General features: G+C 33.3%; 15 protein-coding genes and 1 tRNA gene. 6 read left to right on the plus strand and 10 right to left on the minus strand.

Annotation, left to right across the window (positions count from 1 at the left end; all coding sequences use genetic code 11):
- Positions 1-80: 80 nt before the first annotated feature.
- A tRNA-Ala gene (locus BN1058_RS07525) sits at positions 81-153 on the minus strand.
- Between the two features lie 145 nt (positions 154-298).
- Here BN1058_RS07525 and BN1058_RS07530 point away from each other — a divergent pair.
- From BN1058_RS07530 to BN1058_RS07540, 3 genes are read left to right on the plus strand one after another with little or no spacing between them, the layout of a single operon-like run.
- Positions 299-487 (plus strand): PLDc N-terminal domain-containing protein, encoded by a 189-nt coding sequence (locus BN1058_RS07530; RefSeq protein ID WP_090855113.1) that lies wholly within the window; start codon positions 299-301, stop codon positions 485-487.
- Positions 488-491: 4 nt separating this feature from the next.
- Complete coding sequence (locus tag BN1058_RS07535; RefSeq protein WP_090855116.1) at positions 492-1,394, plus strand: ABC transporter ATP-binding protein; 903 nt, start codon at positions 492-494, stop codon at positions 1,392-1,394.
- Positions 1,394-2,167 carry an ABC transporter permease gene (locus BN1058_RS07540; protein WP_090855119.1) on the plus strand — a complete coding sequence of 258 codons (774 nt, stop codon included), beginning with the start codon at positions 1,394-1,396 and terminating at the stop codon, positions 2,165-2,167. The genes BN1058_RS07535 and BN1058_RS07540 overlap by 1 nt, the downstream gene beginning before the upstream one ends.
- Before the next feature lie 51 nt (positions 2,168-2,218).
- On the opposite strand, the gene BN1058_RS07545 is transcribed toward BN1058_RS07540, so the two are convergent.
- The 4 genes from BN1058_RS07545 to BN1058_RS07560 form a co-directional block, all read right to left on the minus strand.
- On the minus strand, positions 2,219-2,800 hold the full coding sequence (locus BN1058_RS07545; RefSeq protein ID WP_090855122.1) for a DUF421 domain-containing protein: 582 nt from the start codon (positions 2,798-2,800) through the stop codon (positions 2,219-2,221).
- A gap of 137 nt (positions 2,801-2,937) precedes the next feature.
- Positions 2,938-3,801: a dimethylarginine dimethylaminohydrolase family protein gene (locus BN1058_RS07550; RefSeq protein WP_255307019.1), complete on the minus strand. Its 864-nt coding sequence runs from the start codon at positions 3,799-3,801 to the stop codon at positions 2,938-2,940.
- A 57-nt stretch (positions 3,802-3,858) separates the two neighbouring features.
- Positions 3,859-4,725, minus strand: coding sequence for a ComEC/Rec2 family competence protein (locus BN1058_RS07555; RefSeq protein WP_255307020.1), 867 nt, complete (start codon positions 4,723-4,725; stop codon positions 3,859-3,861).
- A 172-nt stretch (positions 4,726-4,897) separates the two neighbouring features.
- Positions 4,898-7,012 carry an ATP-dependent Clp protease ATP-binding subunit gene (locus BN1058_RS07560; RefSeq protein ID WP_090855127.1) on the minus strand — a complete coding sequence of 705 codons (2,115 nt, stop codon included), beginning with the start codon at positions 7,010-7,012 and terminating at the stop codon, positions 4,898-4,900.
- A 267-nt stretch (positions 7,013-7,279) separates the two neighbouring features.
- Here BN1058_RS07560 and BN1058_RS07565 point away from each other — a divergent pair, with 267 nt between their 5' ends.
- On the plus strand, positions 7,280-7,651 hold the full coding sequence (locus tag BN1058_RS07565; RefSeq protein ID WP_090855130.1) for a hypothetical protein: 372 nt from the start codon (positions 7,280-7,282) through the stop codon (positions 7,649-7,651).
- A gap of 117 nt (positions 7,652-7,768) precedes the next feature.
- Here BN1058_RS07565 and BN1058_RS07570 read toward each other — a convergent pair whose 3' ends face one another.
- Positions 7,769-9,346: an acyl-CoA synthetase MbcS gene (locus BN1058_RS07570; RefSeq protein WP_090855132.1), complete on the minus strand. Its 1,578-nt coding sequence runs from the start codon at positions 9,344-9,346 to the stop codon at positions 7,769-7,771.
- A 220-nt stretch (positions 9,347-9,566) separates the two neighbouring features.
- Between BN1058_RS07570 and BN1058_RS07575 the strand changes: the two genes are divergently transcribed.
- Positions 9,567-10,943 (plus strand): tetratricopeptide repeat protein, encoded by a 1,377-nt coding sequence (locus BN1058_RS07575; protein ID WP_090855135.1) that lies wholly within the window; start codon positions 9,567-9,569, stop codon positions 10,941-10,943.
- Between the two features lie 66 nt (positions 10,944-11,009).
- Here the strand turns inward: BN1058_RS07575 and pdaA are convergent, their stop codons facing one another.
- From pdaA to BN1058_RS14315, 3 genes are all read right to left on the minus strand, one after another.
- Entirely contained in the window at positions 11,010-11,801 is a 792-nt protein-coding gene (gene pdaA / locus BN1058_RS07580; protein ID WP_090855138.1) for a delta-lactam-biosynthetic de-N-acetylase, read from the minus strand.
- Positions 11,802-11,978: 177 nt separating this feature from the next.
- The gene (locus BN1058_RS07585; protein ID WP_090855141.1) at positions 11,979-13,280 is read right to left on the minus strand and encodes a Na+/H+ antiporter family protein; all 1,302 of its coding nucleotides are present in this window, start codon (positions 13,278-13,280) and stop codon (positions 11,979-11,981) included.
- Between the two features lie 102 nt (positions 13,281-13,382).
- On the minus strand, positions 13,383-13,538 hold the full coding sequence (locus tag BN1058_RS14315) for an SE1561 family protein (RefSeq protein ID WP_176694465.1): 156 nt from the start codon (positions 13,536-13,538) through the stop codon (positions 13,383-13,385).
- 131 nt (positions 13,539-13,669) lie between these two features.
- Here BN1058_RS14315 and BN1058_RS07590 point away from each other — a divergent pair, with 131 nt between their 5' ends.
- The gene (locus tag BN1058_RS07590) at positions 13,670-14,533 is read left to right on the plus strand and encodes a mechanosensitive ion channel family protein (protein ID WP_090855143.1); all 864 of its coding nucleotides are present in this window, start codon (positions 13,670-13,672) and stop codon (positions 14,531-14,533) included.
- Positions 14,534-14,554: 21 nt separating this feature from the next.
- Here the strand turns inward: BN1058_RS07590 and BN1058_RS07595 are convergent, their stop codons facing one another.
- Positions 14,555-15,337 carry a YfkD family protein gene (locus BN1058_RS07595; protein ID WP_090855146.1) on the minus strand — a complete coding sequence of 261 codons (783 nt, stop codon included), beginning with the start codon at positions 15,335-15,337 and terminating at the stop codon, positions 14,555-14,557.
- Positions 15,338-15,411 lie beyond the last annotated feature (74 nt).

The following is a 15,411-nucleotide window of genomic DNA, read 5'->3' on the forward strand; positions in this document are numbered from 1 at the left end:
TAAACCATAAACACAAAATAGACTACACCTCATTCTGTAGTCTACATCATTTACTCAATCTATTTTTTAGCACAATAAAATGGAGCATAGGGGGCTCGAACCCCTGACCTCTTGCATGCCATGCAAGCGCTCTCCCAGCTGAGCTAATGCCCCAGATATACATTTAGATCGTAGAACAATCCAATAGGTAAAAACTTGACTTCATTATAGCTATTTTTTAGAAAAAAAACAATTATTAATGAATCCTTTTTTTCCTTTTTATCGTATACTTATTATAGTCATTTGGAGGTGGTAGGGTATGGCAGAAACTTTTTCATTGTTGGCACCATTAATTGCCTTAGAATTAATTCTTGCAATTGTAGCGGTTATAGCTTGGTTTAAAACAGAAAAAACAAATGGCCCACGTTGGCTATGGTTAATTATTATTTTATTATTACAAATAATCGGGCCTATTCTATTCTTTGTGATTGGAAGGAGGCAACAGTAATCTTATGTTTAATGTACAACATGTAACAAAGAAATTTAATGACACCCCTGTTGTAAATGATATTTCTTTTCGTTTGGAATCCGGAAAATGTGTTGCATTACTCGGAGCAAATGGGGCTGGGAAAACAACCACATTACGCATGTTATCTGGATTATTGAAACCCAGTAATGGAACGATTGAATTTGAAGGAATGAAACTAGGTGCTGACATTCGTGAACATATTGGTTATCTACCACAGCATCCTGTTTTTCACGCTTGGATGACTGGAAAAGAATTTTTAATATTTGTTGGTCAGCTTGCTAATTTAACCAAAGTAAAAGCGACGGAACTTGCTGATTATTATTTAGAACGTGTTGGCATTTCAGAAGCAAAAAATCAACGTATTAGCAAATATTCTGGCGGAATGAAACAAAGGTTAGGAATTGCTCAGGCATTGATTCACAGGCCAAAAATGATCATGTTAGATGAACCTGTCTCTTCTCTAGATCCAATTGGTCGTAGAGAGGTTCTAACACTGATGCAAGAGTTGAAAGAACAAACTACTATTTTATTCTCGACACATATTCTAAGTGATGCAGAAGAAGTTAGTGATGATTTATTACTCATGCACCACGGCCAAATTGTTGAAGCAGGTAGCTTAAACGAATTACGTCATAAACATCAAACATCGAAAATTCACCTGTCTTTTAAAGTAAAAAATGAAAACTACCTCACGGATATTTCGAAGTTACCTGGTGTTACAAAGTGTTTTATAGATGGGGATAACATTATTTGTATTGTTAAAGATATGGAATTAGCACGACAAGCTTTATTGGCAAGAGTATCAGCAAAAGAATGGCCACTTACTAAATTTGAAGTCAGTCGAACATCACTAGAAGACTTATTTATGAAGGTGGTGAAGGATTAATGCAATGGCGTACAATTTTCCGAAAAGAAATGCTAGAATATTGGCGGAATTTTAGTTGGGTATGGGTACCAATTGTTTTTATCATTCTTGCTATTATGGATCCTTTAACTACTTATTATATGCCTATTATTTTAGATAAAGTTGGCGGTCTTCCTGAAGGTGCCGTATTTGAAATGCCAGACATCACCGCAGTTGATGCATTTATGATGAGCTTAAGTGAATATAGTATGTTTGGAGTGCTTGTTATTGTGTTGATTACTATGGGGACGATTGCAGGTGAAAGAAAAAGTGGTGTAGTCGAGCTAATTTTAGTAAAACCTGTACACTACGCAACATATATCACAAGTAAATGGGCTGCTAAATTAACCGTTATATTAGCTTCCACTTGCATTGGGCTACTAACTAGCTGGTACTATATTAATTTATTATTTGGGGATATTTCCTTTATCTCAGTAATAGAAGCTATTGCTTTTTATAGCCTATGGTTCATGCTTGTTGTAACAATTACTATGTTCTTTAATTGTTTATTTAAATCATCTGGGATTGTTTTTGGTGCATCAATTGGAACATTGTTAAGTTTGTCTGCCATTTATCGTGTTTTCTCACATAAACTTACTTGGTTCCCAAATAGCTTAAGTGGTCATATTGGTGAAATGCTGCAGACCGATACGATCTCGAATACACTGTGGGGTGCATCATTTGTAACAATCCTGTGTATTATAGTTATCCTTTTTATTTCTGTTCTCATTTTCAGAAAAAAAGAATTAGCATAAAAAGAGGAAGCTTCTGGTATAAGAAGCTTCCTCTTTAATAAAACAAGCAAATTAATTTAACTTTTTATCATGAGGTTTATCATGTTGCTCTTCTGTCACTTCTGAAAATAAACTACCTGATTTATTAGTTAGAGAAGGTGTGTCTGTAAAGGTCATTCCCATTAATTTTTTAAACTCCCCAACTGTTAAAGGTTTCGCATCAGGCATTAACTCATAACCAATTCTTCCATTTGGTTCAATTGTTGCGTTCTTAATATCAGAAATATTAGCTATACCTTGTTGGCGTAATTGCATTTCTAATTTATCAACTGTAATTCGTAGCTTTTTTAAATTATTTATATTTAATTGACCTTGTTCTATTACAGAGATTGATTTACCAGTAATAAACTTTTCAACCGTATTGGATTTAACTTGGAGATACTCAATTAATACAAGAACCGTAATGAAAATAGTAATTGTAATAATGGTTTTCAACACACTATCTTCAATAATTGGTTGAACAATAATTGATCCAATGGAAATCATTACAATTGTTGTTGTAACTGACATTTGCGCTATAGATTTTCTGCCTGCTAATCGTAATATTAAAAATCCAGAAAGAACCATGATTATCGCTTTCCATACAAAACCCATACGTTGTTCTCCTTCAATCTTTTGTTATGCTTACTATTTTCATTATAAACTTGACTATTCGAGGAAAATATTTCTTTTTAGTAAAAACAGTGTATGATTACTTAAGTTAGTAAGGAACAATCTCCCTTTTTTAAAGCCTATTTGTCTCTGCGCATTGGCAAGGTACAGCAACGAAATGACCCGCCTGATTTAATAATTTCACTAAAAGGTACTTCAATAACTGAAAAGCCATGTGTCTGAAGTGCATGATTGACAACTTTATTTTCTGGTAAGCTAATAACGGTATTATTTCCAATCGATAATACATTTGTACCTAATGTAAATTGCTCATCTTTAGATACCTCAATGATAACATCATAATGCTGTTTGATTTTTTCTAAATCTTTTTCCGTGAATGCATGAGGATAAATAAGTACGGTATTTGATGAAATACAGTTAAATGCACAATCTAAATGTAAAATTTGATCTGAAATTGTTAATGGTATAATTTGATGGTTAGGTAATTCTTTTTCTAACATGTTGATTGCTTCTATGGTTGTTCGTTCACTTACACCTATCCAAATGGTTTGTCCATCAATAATCACATCTCCTCCTTCTATGGAAGAGATATCAATTGATTGAAACGGAGTCTTTTGATGATCTAATTGCTTCTTTAATTCGTTAACTTCAGGAACTCTAATTTGACGTTGCATACTTGATGTATAAAATGTTTCCCCAATACAAAAACCAATATCACGTGTGAAAACTTGTTCATATAAATCAGGGTTTGGACTAAGTTCTAATACCTGAATGTGTTGATTTTTTAATGTTTGTACAAATGCCTCATGTTGTGCCATGGCTATACTTACATCAATGTTCTCAGACTCATAATGCTTTTGTGTTTCATTTATAATTTTCCCTATTTTCATATAAGCCGGTGAACAAACAATGACTTTTTGTAACTGATCATACTCTGTTTCACAACTCACCTTTTCTGTCCATATCTTTGAATTTGTTTGCAAAAACATGACCTCCCTTTTTTGTCTATATCTCTTTATCTTCTTTTAGTATAACAAATATTATCGGAATGGTTTGATAAGTAAACGTTCTAAACCCGAATTCGTAACGTTATAATTGTCTCCATCTGTTGTTATGACTATATCTCCCGCTTTAGCAGTAGAATATATAGTAGCACCAACTGCTAATAAATGATCAACAGTGACGCGAACTGGATGACCATAGGTGTTATCCTTCCCATATGATAAAATAGCGATTTCTGGATCAACCGCTTGCAAAAAGGCAAATGAACTAGAAGTATCTGAACCATGGTGTGCAACTTTAAGAATTTCGGCATCAACATCTGTTCGTTGCATTATTTTCAATTCTTGTTTTTTTTCTACGTCACTCATTAATAAAAAATCGATGTTATCCATTGTCAATTGTAAAGCTAAAGAAGACTGATTGTTTGTTTTTAATATCGAATTTGCATTTAATACAATTAATGAAGTATTATCTGATAATGCCTTTACAGTATTCAATTTGACAATATGTAATGGTATATTCTTTTTCTTAATATTACGGAAATAACGATGATAAGTCCTTGTATAATAAAATTTCCCACTATCCCATATTTCTTTAATTGGAAATTGATTAATAATTGGTAGTAGGCCCCCGATATGGTCAATGTCTGGATGGGTTGCAATTAATAAATCTAATTCTTGTACCTTTTGTTCTTCTAAATAATCAAGTACCTTTGCACTTGCCTCAGGTGGCCCACCATCAATTAAAATATGTTCTTGTTCTGGTGTTTGTATTAAGATACTGTCCCCCTGACCAACATTAATAAAATGGACTTCCATTACACCTTCACTTGCTTGAACAGTCTCTATTTGTAATTGTAAAAGTAAAACAATTATAAACAGAATCTTAAAATGCGTTTTTCTCACAAATTTTTCCCTCCTATCATTAGAAAACATCGTATCATTCATAGCATAAGTAAATTTTTAATTTTTATGAATCCATGAGGTTCTATCTATTAGGGGAATTAGCACGCATTGTTTGTTTAACATTAATTAATAAAAAAAGAATGCCACAACAAGGTGACATTCTTTTTACTATTTATGCTTTTTTTACTTGAATCTGATTATCGACTAATTCAACTTGGATATCAATCACTTGTTCGTCTTCTAATAATAGATCTGTAATGCCATCTTCTACTATATCCTGGATCACACGGCGTAGTGGGCGTGCACCGAATCTTGGATCATAACCTTTCGTTGCAAGATATTGTTTTGCTTCATCTGAAACAGTAATTGAATATCCTTGTTCTTGAACATTCTCTTCTAATTCAGCTAGCATAATATCCACAATTTGAATAAGATCTCGTTCATGCAACTCATTAAATGGAATGATTGCATCAAAACGATTTAAGAATTCTGGTTTAAAGTAATCATTTAGTGATTCTAGCGTAGATACTGCTTCATTACGATCACTATTAAAACCAACTGTAATGTTTTTGACACCACTTCCAGCATTACTTGTCATAATAATTACCGTATCTTTAAAACTAACTTTTCTACCATGACTATCTGTTAAATGACCGTCTTCCATAATTTGAAGGAACATATGCTGTACATCTGGATGAGCTTTTTCGATTTCATCTAATAAAATCAAACTATACGGATTACGACGTACCCTTTCTGTTAACTGCCCAGCTTCTTCATGTCCAACGTATCCTGGTGGTGAACCGATTATTTTTGATACCGCATGTTTTTCCATGTATTCACTCATATCAAGACGAATGAGCGCATCTTTTGTACCAAATAGTTCCTCTGCTAAAGCTTTCGTTAATTCTGTTTTTCCGACACCAGTTGGACCTATAAATAAGAACGAACCAATTGGACGATACTTAGATTTTAATCCAGCACGGCTTCTACGAACTGCTTTTGCTACTTTTTCAACAGCGTTATGCTGTCCAATTACTTTCTTACCTAAGTTCTCAGCAAGATGTTGCATTTTTGATTGTTCATCCGCTTGAATTTTTCGTACGGGAATTCCTGTTTTTTCTTCAACAATAAGTTGAATATCTTCAACTGTAACAGCTACTTGTTTCTCTTCTGTTGACTCGTTTAATTTTTTCTCTAGTAACAACTCTTGATGTCTTAGGTTGGCAGCACGTTCATAATCTTCTTTTTCTGCTGCTTCTTGTTTCTCTTTTGCAATATTATCTAGCTGTTTCTGTATTGTTTCTTTATCCGAACCAGCATAGGTAAGATTCTGACGAGAACCAGCCTCATCAATAAGATCAATTGCTTTATCAGGTAAGAATCGATCTTGTAAATAACGTTTTGATAAGGTAACTGCTCCTTCAATAGCTTCATCTGTATAAGATACATGATGATACGATTCATAACGTTCTTGTAAACCTTGTAATATTTGAATAGCTTCTTCCATACTTGGCTCTTTCACCATAATCGGTTGAAAACGACGTTCTAGAGCGGCATCTTTTTCAATTTGACGATACTCTTTCAAGGTTGTTGCACCTATTAATTGCAATTCGCCACGTGCTAGCGCAGGTTTTAAAATATTTCCTGCGTCCATTTGTGAGCTTTCTGCTGTACCAGCCCCAACTAATAGATGGATTTCATCAACAAATAAAATAACATTTTTACGTGTTTGTAGTTCAGAAACTAATTGTTTCATGCGCTCTTCAAATTGTCCTCGAACCCCTGTATTAGCAACTAATGAGGCTACATCTAGTAAATAAATTTCTTTATTCAATAATTTTGATGGTACATTCCCTTCCGCAATCTTCAATGCAAGTCCTTCTGCAATTGCTGTTTTACCTACACCAGGTTCCCCTATTAATACTGGATTATTTTTGTTTCTTCTATTTAGAGTTTCCATCACACGTTTGATTTCTTTATCGCGACCAATAACAGGATCAATAATACCTGCTTTTGCTGCGTGAGATAAATTACTTCCTAGTTCATCCAATAATCCCGATTGATTGGAACCATTTTGCGCTTCTTCATTTGTAGCTGAGCCCGTAAAAAAGTCTTGAAAACCTGGTTGTCCTTGTCCTTGTCCACCAAAGAAACCTGATGGATTTTTCGCATTTTGTTGTATTTCTTTAAAGCAAGTTTCACAAACATGCATTTGTTGTGTTTGACTATTAAATCGAAGGGTTACATTAATATTAGCTGGACGAATGCCACAATGTTGACATTTCATAAGATTCTCCTCCTTCAACTAAAAGCTTAATTAGATCAAAATTTGATCTGACTATCTTTGACCTTTGATCCTATTATAATCTGACCTATTTTGACTTTCAAGTATTTTGCTTTTATTTTTCTTCTTATCTGTCCAAAAATAAGTTTAAGACAATGGATACGTCATTAATATTCACCTCGAAGAATACATATATTGTAATCATTTTTATAATTTAAAGGAATAAATAATCTATTAATATACCATACTGATAACAAGGAGGAGATTATTATGTTTATAGCATATAGCCTATATATAGTGACTTTTATTGTTACGTTTTTAGTTAGTTATTATTATATTAATTATGCAACGGTAACTACTACCATTCGACTTCATATTAATATTGTTGTTGCTAGTGTAATGCAACTATCTATTTATTCACTTTCCATATTTGGTTGGTTTTTATACACATTCCCTAATAGTGAATCGCATGTATTTATTGGACTTCAACTAGGATATTGTTTTTTCCTAATTAGTGAAGTTTGTTTAATTGGATTAGCCTTGTACAAGTTTAAAAGGACAGAAATGATTCATCTAGCAAAGCATACTTGGCGTATTTGCAAAAAAAATTACTTAAAAATTTATAAAAGCATTCGATCATAAAATCACAGGTTCATTAATAAGGAGTTTTCGAAAAAAAAGAAGAGGCGCTTAGTAGCGCCTCTTCTTTTTTATAAAAGTTTGTATTATTTTAGTACTTATACACATCTGTGAAAGGTTTTATACCGTTTGTTTTTCCCGTTGACGTAATTCAACTCGACGGATTTTACCAGAAGTGGTTTTTGGTAATTCATTAATAAATTCAATTTTTCTAGGATATTTATATGGTGCTGTCATTTGCTTCACATGATTTTGTAATGTTTTTACTAATGTTGGATCATTTTGATCGACATTATCTTGCAATACAATATATGCTTTAACTACATTTCCTCTAATCTCATCGGGACTAGCAACTACTGCACATTCTTTTACAGACGGATGCTTAACTAATGAATCCTCTACTTCAAATGGTCCAATTGTATAACCAGAACTTACAATAATATCATCGCTTCTACCTTCAAACCAGAAATATCCCTCATCATCAAGCATTGCTTGATCACCCGTCACAAAATAATTACCACGTCCTGCCTTCTTCGAACGTTCTTCATCTTTATAATAACCTTTGAATAAAGCAGGTGTATCTAAAGGAATAGCAATATCGCCAACTGTACCAACTGGGACTGGATTAGCATCTTCATTAATTAATACAACCTCATTTCCGGGTGTAGGTTTACCCATTGAACCTGGCTTTACTTTCATACCTTTAAGAAAACCTAAAAGTAACGTACTTTCCGTCTGCCCATATCCGTCACGAACCGTAACATTGAAATATCGTTGGAAAATATCTATTACTTCTCTGTTTAAAGGTTCACCAGCCGAAACTGCACTATGCAAAGCTGGAAGTTGATATTCAGTTAAGTTATCTACTTTTGCCATCAAACGATATTCCGTTGGCGTACAACACAATACATTAATTTGTTGTTCTTGCAACAATTGCAAATATTTTTTCGGATTAAACTTTCCATTATAAACAAAACCCGTTGCCCCTGATCCTAGTACAGATAAGAGCGGGCTCCAAACCCATTTTTGCCAACCTGGAGCTGCTGTTGCCCAAACAATATCATCTTCCTTGATACATAACCAATTAACAGATGCAGTCTTCAAATGAGCAAACCCCCATGCATGTGTATGCATGACTCCTTTTGGATTGCCTGTTGTACCAGATGTATATGGCAAAAAGGCAAGATCATCCCGTGACGTATCTGCCATTACTAACTCTTCTGAAGCTTCTTCTTTCCACTCATCGATTGGAATCCAGTCCTTCACTCTTGCTCCAACTGTAAATTTTTCCAATACATTTATTTGATCAATTTCACTAAATTGATCAACAAATGGATAATAACTAACAATTGCCTTAACCTCACCATGAGTAATGCGGTATTGCAGATCCTTCGTTCTAAGCATTTCAGAACTTGGTATAATCACAATCCCTGTCTTCAATGCTGCAAGATAGACTTCATATGTCTCAATTAAACGTGGCATCATTACAAGAATCTTATCACCTTTTTGTAGTCCTCTTTCCAAAAATATGTTTCCAATTTTATTTGCATTATATAGTAATTGTTGATAAGTTACATGTTTTTCTAATCCATTATCGTCCTGCCATATAATTGCAGTACGATTTGGATCCTGTGCGTATTTCTCCATTTCCATTGCAATATTGTACTTTTCTGGAGCTATTAAATCTTGTTTTTTCATTATTCACCCTTCTTTATTTGTATGACGGAAGAAACAATCATACAATTTAGTAGTAGGTACTAATTGTATGTCATTATATCAGATTTTAATCCTTGTTTTCAATATAAAACAAAAATATCTTATTTGATTTATATAAGATAACCAGATAAAGTTAGATAATTATTCCTCATTTTCACTTTGGTATGTTATGATGAGAAGTAATTAAAAGGGAGGTTTTTCTATGCAACTTACCATTATGTCTAATAAAAAATCAAAAGCGGTCGAAACATTAAACATGTATGTATACAAACAAAGTAAAGTGATCGAAACAGTTGATAAAAATAACAACTATTATTACCTTGTTTTTTATCATAATGACTTTATTAATGGTGTAAAAACAACAAAAATAAAGCTTGGCTCTCATATTCATCGCACCTTCACGAATGGAATACAATTACAAGGTGACCACCCTTTTATTAATGAACTGATAGAAAAAGAAACATTTTCTTGTCTTCGATTTAACCAACTGTACAAAAAATTACAACAACATTATTCTCCAATTGAAACTGCATTAATCTTATCTTTTTTTGATACGTATACTTCTCCCGATTCTATACAAAAACTACTTAAAAAAACCTTTTACACTTACAGAAGAAATGGAAAAATGCGTAAAGCATTACAAGTGTTATATGTGCTAAAACAAGTTGATCCCACTGATACTTTCGCATTGGATATGATTGGAAAATTAGAGTTTCAAACATACAAAGAAGCCTATCAACAACTAGACACTTTAGAAAAGTACGATCCTATTAACTTTGAGTCCTTTTGTTTTGATCAACTAGATCAGCCCGATGCACAAAGCATGTTAATTAATTTTTATAGTAAAAATAACCGTAAATTAGACGCTAATGTAATTAGCATATTTCTATTAAAACAACAATTTGATCAAACGCTTTTGAATGAACTAAAGGCTTCAATCAGCCAGTGGAGTATTGAATCACAAATAAATTTGTTATTCGATTTAAACCAGCACCATTCCCATCCTTCTTTCATAAAAGAACTTACATCAAAATTACTAGGATCTTCTTATCACAAAGAAGTCACGTCTTTTCTGATTGAACATGACTATCTACCAACAGCAGAAGAGGTAGAACAAGTTATCCACCATTTAAATCATACAGATTCAAATCAACTGGCAAATTATTTCCATCAATCAAGAAAAAAACTATTACAACTACGCCAACAATTATCCAAAAAACAATTAGAACAAATCATTACACCCTTTATCAAATCATTCTTACCAAAGTATAGCCTTTCAGAAATACATGAATGGATTAAAGTTTTTCAACAAGAAAATGAACAATTTCTTATTGAAAAAACAATAAATGACATGGAGCAACTTCAAGATGATCCAGATCATCAATATAAACTCGGAGAATTATATGCTTCATTTGATCAGCCTGATAAAGCTATTGAATGTTTTAAGTGGGAAGTAGAGCTTGATCCACTCAATACAAAAGCAATTAAAGGCATTGTAAAGCTCTCAAAAAAGATTGGTAATAATGCCGAAGCCGCTGTCTATCAAGATTTATTAATCCAAACTCAAAAATATGTATAATCTGTAAAATAAAAATCCGAACTGTGATTCGAATATTATTTCGAATTCGTTCGGATTTTTATGCCTTTACATACCATAAATCGCTTTTGGTAATTTATCTTTCATTACTAAATCATCCAATGATCGAAAAGTGTAGCCTTGCTTTCTTAAATCATCAATAAAATATTCTAATGCTTCAGCGTTATCAGCCGATACTGTATGCAATAAAATAACTGCACCAGGATGAATTTGATCCATTATTTGTTGATAAGAAGCCTTCCACCCTTTTTGCTTATCTGTTTGCCAATCAACAAAGGCTAACGACCAAAATACATGTGTATAACCAAGCTCATTTGCCCATTGAATTGTTTGAGCATTGAAGGTTCCTTTTGGTGGACGCACATATTGTAGTGTCTCTAAATTAGTAATGGAAGCAACCGCTCTATCTAATAGAGATAGCTCCTCTTTCATTTTTTCTTTTGAGATGGAGGTGAAATCAGCGTGATGATTCGAATGGTTGCCAATTATATGCCCATCTTTCACCATGCGTTTAATTAGATCTGGTGCACTTCGAACATAGTGACCAGTAACAAAAAATGTTGCCGGTACTTCTTTCTCATTTAACACATCTAATACATGTTCAGTATAGCCTTCTTCATAACCATTATCAAAAGTTAAATAAACGACTTTATCACCTGATTGATCCATATAATATCCACCATTGTCTTCTAAAATATCCCCATATTTACCTACTTCTGGCGGCTGGTGATTTGTTCCTTTTTTATACCCCCACCCAAAACTTTCAGCGGTCACAAAACCAGGACTTGAAGCCACTAACATAACTATTGCACTTATAATAATCATCCGTTTTTTAAGCATAACAATCACCCGTTTTTTCTTTTAGTGTACCAATTAACGAGTAATTTATTCTTTAGATTTAGAATGCTTACAACCAGGTAGAGATGGCGAAATCTATATGGATCAATGGCCAGTACATAGAGTTTGTTTTCATAAAAAAGAGTCACCAAAGATGCGCACTGATCATTTATTAACTTTTTAAAGTATTAATGCAGCAATCCAACCGAAAATAAATAGTGGTATATTAAAATGTAAAAAGGTTGGTACACAAGTATCCCAAATATGATGATGTCTACCATCAGCATTCAAGCCTGATGTCGGCCCCAACGTACTTTCACTAGCAGGTGAACCAGCATCACCTAGCGCACCAGAAGTGCCTATTAAAGCAGCTGTTGCCAAAGGTGAGAAGCCAGTTGCTATACAAATCGGAACATATAAAGCTGCAATAATCGGAATTGTTCCAAATGATGAGCCAATTCCCATTGTAATAACAAGACCAACAGATAGCAGAACAAATGCAATCAAAGCTTTGTTACTACTTAAGAAGCCAGAACTTGCATCAATTAAAGCGGTAATTGCTTCTGTTTCTTCTAAAATATGTCCAAACCCAGAGGCAATTAACATGACAAAAGCAATTGTACCCATCATGGTAACTCCTTCAGTAATCACCTTATCTCCTTGATTAAATGGAATAACTAAAAATACAAACATCAATACAAGTCCTGTCAGCGCACCAAGAATCAAATTCCCTGTAACAAGTTGAACAGTCAATGCACCAATAATCGCAAGTATAGTTAAAAGATGATCACGGTTAAACGTAATTATATTATTTTCTTCCTCTATTTCGTTTTCTAGATCATTAATCGGTTGTTTTACAGGTTTTCGATACGTAATAAACACAGCAATGAATAAGCCGATAATCATTCCAGAACCGGGAATAAGAAGAGATAAATTAACTTGATTCATTGAAATCATCATACCATTCGTTCTCATACCTTCAACAATCGTTTCATGAAACAACAGACCATATCCGGCAGGAATCATGATATATGGTGCTTTTAAACCAAAAGTTAAAGCAGTAGCTATTGCACGTCTATCCACTTGCATTTGATTAAATAATTTTAATAATGGCGGTATTAATATAGGAATGAATGCGATATGAACAGGTACAACATTTTGTGATAATGAAGCTATTGCAGCAATTGCCAATACAATCATTGTTCGTTTGCCAGTTAATACACGAACTAAATAACGAACGAGAACATTGGTAATGCCTGTATAACTTATCGCTACGGCAAATGCACCAAGTAAAATATAGCTTAAAGCAGTTTTCGCCTGTCCACCCATCCCTTCAATAAGTAGGTTCATGCTTTCTACTAAGGTTAAACCAGACATTAATCCAGCAACAAGTCCAGCAGCTAATATGGCAATAATGACATGCACTCTAGCTAGACTCAAGATGATCATCACTAATACAGATATAACAACTACCCAAGACATTTTATATCCTCCAAACATTTTATCAATCTAACGCTTTACCATAATAAAGCATGAAGTCAAAAAAAGCAATCCTAAAATTTTAGGAATTGCTTTTTGATGAGGTTATTTTTCTTGTAATGCTTGCTCCATTTTTTCGATTAATTCAAGTAATTGATCAACATCTTCAACAGATGTGTTCGTAGGATCAAGTTGATCTAATTGATCTAAAAATGTTTGTAATTGTGTTTTTAATTGAATTATTTTTGCATCTTGTACCATTATATACTCCTTTTTCTCAGGGTTCTTGTAACATTATACCCGGTTATCAGACAAAATGAAATGCTGGCTCAAGAATTAGATGTTCATTTATGCTATAATGAATCCGATCCGTGTTAATGGAGGGAAAGATAATGAACACAAAAGAAATACTAGCATTCATTAAAAGTGTATTAGAAACCAATACTGCTCAAATTATCATTGGCGGAATAACTATTTTTGCCTTGGTTATTGTTTTACGACGAATTATTCGTTCTTTCTTTAAACGAACAAGATTTATTGATGATAAAAAAGAAAAGACGATTGAATCTATGCTAAATTCTGTCATCAAGTATGTTGCAACGATCGGGTTTATTTTCTATATTTTATCTGTCTTTGAAATTGAAGTAGGTAGTATGTTGGCCGGTGCTGGTGTACTTGGTATTGTTATTGGTTTTGGTGCACAAAGTCTCATGAAAGATCTCTTTGCTGGTATTTTTCTATTATATGAAAAACAATTACAGCAAGGTGATTGGATCAAGGTCAATCATACATTTGAAGGTCTAGTAGAGGAAATTGGTTTTCGCGTTATCAAAGTTAGACAGTGGTCTGGTACATTAGTGACAATTAGTAGTGGCCAAATACAAACGATAGAAAATTACAATATGAATAAAATGCGCGTCATTGAAAGTGTAACAGTAAGTTTCTATGAGGACCCGAAAAAAATATTTTTAATCCTTGAACAAACATGTGAGCGATTAAATCAAGAGTTAGGCTCTTACTTAAAAAAAGATTTAACTGGTAGCCCAATCGAACCCTTTACACTTTATGGAATGGGTTCATTAAATGATAATTATCGTGGATACCAATATACAATAACAGGACTGTGTGAAGACTTAGTCTACTTTACAGCAGCAAAAGAAACACGTCGTATGATGGCTGAAGCCATGTTCGAACATGGCATTCAGATGGCTGAACAACATATTGATATGCGTACAAATGATGGGAATAAGGAGTAGTCCTAATATTAGGCCTACTCCTTATTTTAATTCAAATGAAAAGGATACATAGTCTTGAATAGGAATCCAAGCGCCAACACCTTGTTTCGTAACATTTTTAATAACTATTCTTTTCTTTGAACCTTTTAATTCAATATATATCTCTCCATAAGTAATAAAACCCTTCTCACTTACAGCTGGAGCAAATGCATGTAATTTACCTGTTTTATTAACAGGTACCGAATAAGTATTTGCCTTTTTTGTATCTTTTCCTATGATCGTATGAAAAGATAACGGTAATTTCGTGTTCTGTTTCGCCTTTAATAATATTAGCTTTTTTATTTGGTCCTGTTTATCTATTTTAGTAGTTAATGCTCCTTTAATATGGGCTTCCTTTAATTGATTATAGCTTATTGTCTTATTGACATCATTTCCAGTATTCGTCAATTTATTCGTATTTATTTGTTGATATTCCCAGTTGATTTGTGTTTTATCAGAGGTGTAATTTAATGGCCAATGTCCCATATAAATACTTCCACGATACCCGAAAGCAAAGGGAGAAGTTTTAATTGAAGTTTCATTTAGCATTTGTATTAAATCTGGATTTTCAATTGCTATATCTGACTCTTCTATTAGTTCTTTTACAAATTCACTTGGTTCTAATATGATCTCATCTTCCGTTGAATTCGAATACGTATTTTCATTAGTAATCGATAATACATGATTCGGTATTTCTAAATCCTTTTCTTGCGCAGTAACTGGCGTAGAAAAAAAGGATAATACGATGAAACTGACTATTAATGTTATTATTTTAGAATGCTGCATATTCCTCTATCCCTTCCTACAAAGTCGTACTCCGTTGTATTATTCGTTGTAAATAGAAAAATATACAAACCTTT

It is taken from the genome of Paraliobacillus sp. PM-2 (assembly GCF_001368815.1).
Classification (GTDB): Bacteria; Bacillota; Bacilli; order Bacillales; family Amphibacillaceae; genus Paraliobacillus.

Bases quoted from the DNA above. Each gene is read 5' to 3' on its own strand.
- BN1058_RS07540 (WP_090855119.1), top strand. From the start codon at position 1,394: ATGCAATGGCGTACAATTTTCCGAAAAGAAATGCTAGAATATTGGCGG.
- BN1058_RS07530 (WP_090855113.1), top strand. From the start codon at position 299: ATGGCAGAAACTTTTTCATTGTTGGCACCATTAATTGCCTTAGAATTA.
- BN1058_RS14315 (WP_176694465.1), bottom strand. From the start codon at position 13,538: ATGGTACAAGATGCAAAAATAATTCAATTAAAAACACAATTACAAACA.
- BN1058_RS07535 (WP_090855116.1), top strand. From the start codon at position 492: ATGTTTAATGTACAACATGTAACAAAGAAATTTAATGACACCCCTGTT.
- pdaA (WP_090855138.1), bottom strand. From the start codon at position 11,801: ATGCTTAAAAAACGGATGATTATTATAAGTGCAATAGTTATGTTAGTG.
- BN1058_RS07560 (WP_090855127.1), bottom strand. From the start codon at position 7,012: ATGAAATGTCAACATTGTGGCATTCGTCCAGCTAATATTAATGTAACC.
- BN1058_RS07595 (WP_090855146.1), bottom strand. From the start codon at position 15,337: ATGCAGCATTCTAAAATAATAACATTAATAGTCAGTTTCATCGTATTA.
- BN1058_RS07575 (WP_090855135.1), top strand. From the start codon at position 9,567: ATGCAACTTACCATTATGTCTAATAAAAAATCAAAAGCGGTCGAAACA.
- BN1058_RS07565 (WP_090855130.1), top strand. From the start codon at position 7,280: ATGTTTATAGCATATAGCCTATATATAGTGACTTTTATTGTTACGTTT.
- BN1058_RS07570 (WP_090855132.1), bottom strand. From the start codon at position 9,346: ATGAAAAAACAAGATTTAATAGCTCCAGAAAAGTACAATATTGCAATG.
- BN1058_RS07590 (WP_090855143.1), top strand. From the start codon at position 13,670: ATGAACACAAAAGAAATACTAGCATTCATTAAAAGTGTATTAGAAACC.
- BN1058_RS07545 (WP_090855122.1), bottom strand. From the start codon at position 2,800: ATGGGTTTTGTATGGAAAGCGATAATCATGGTTCTTTCTGGATTTTTA.
- BN1058_RS07585 (WP_090855141.1), bottom strand. From the start codon at position 13,280: ATGTCTTGGGTAGTTGTTATATCTGTATTAGTGATGATCATCTTGAGT.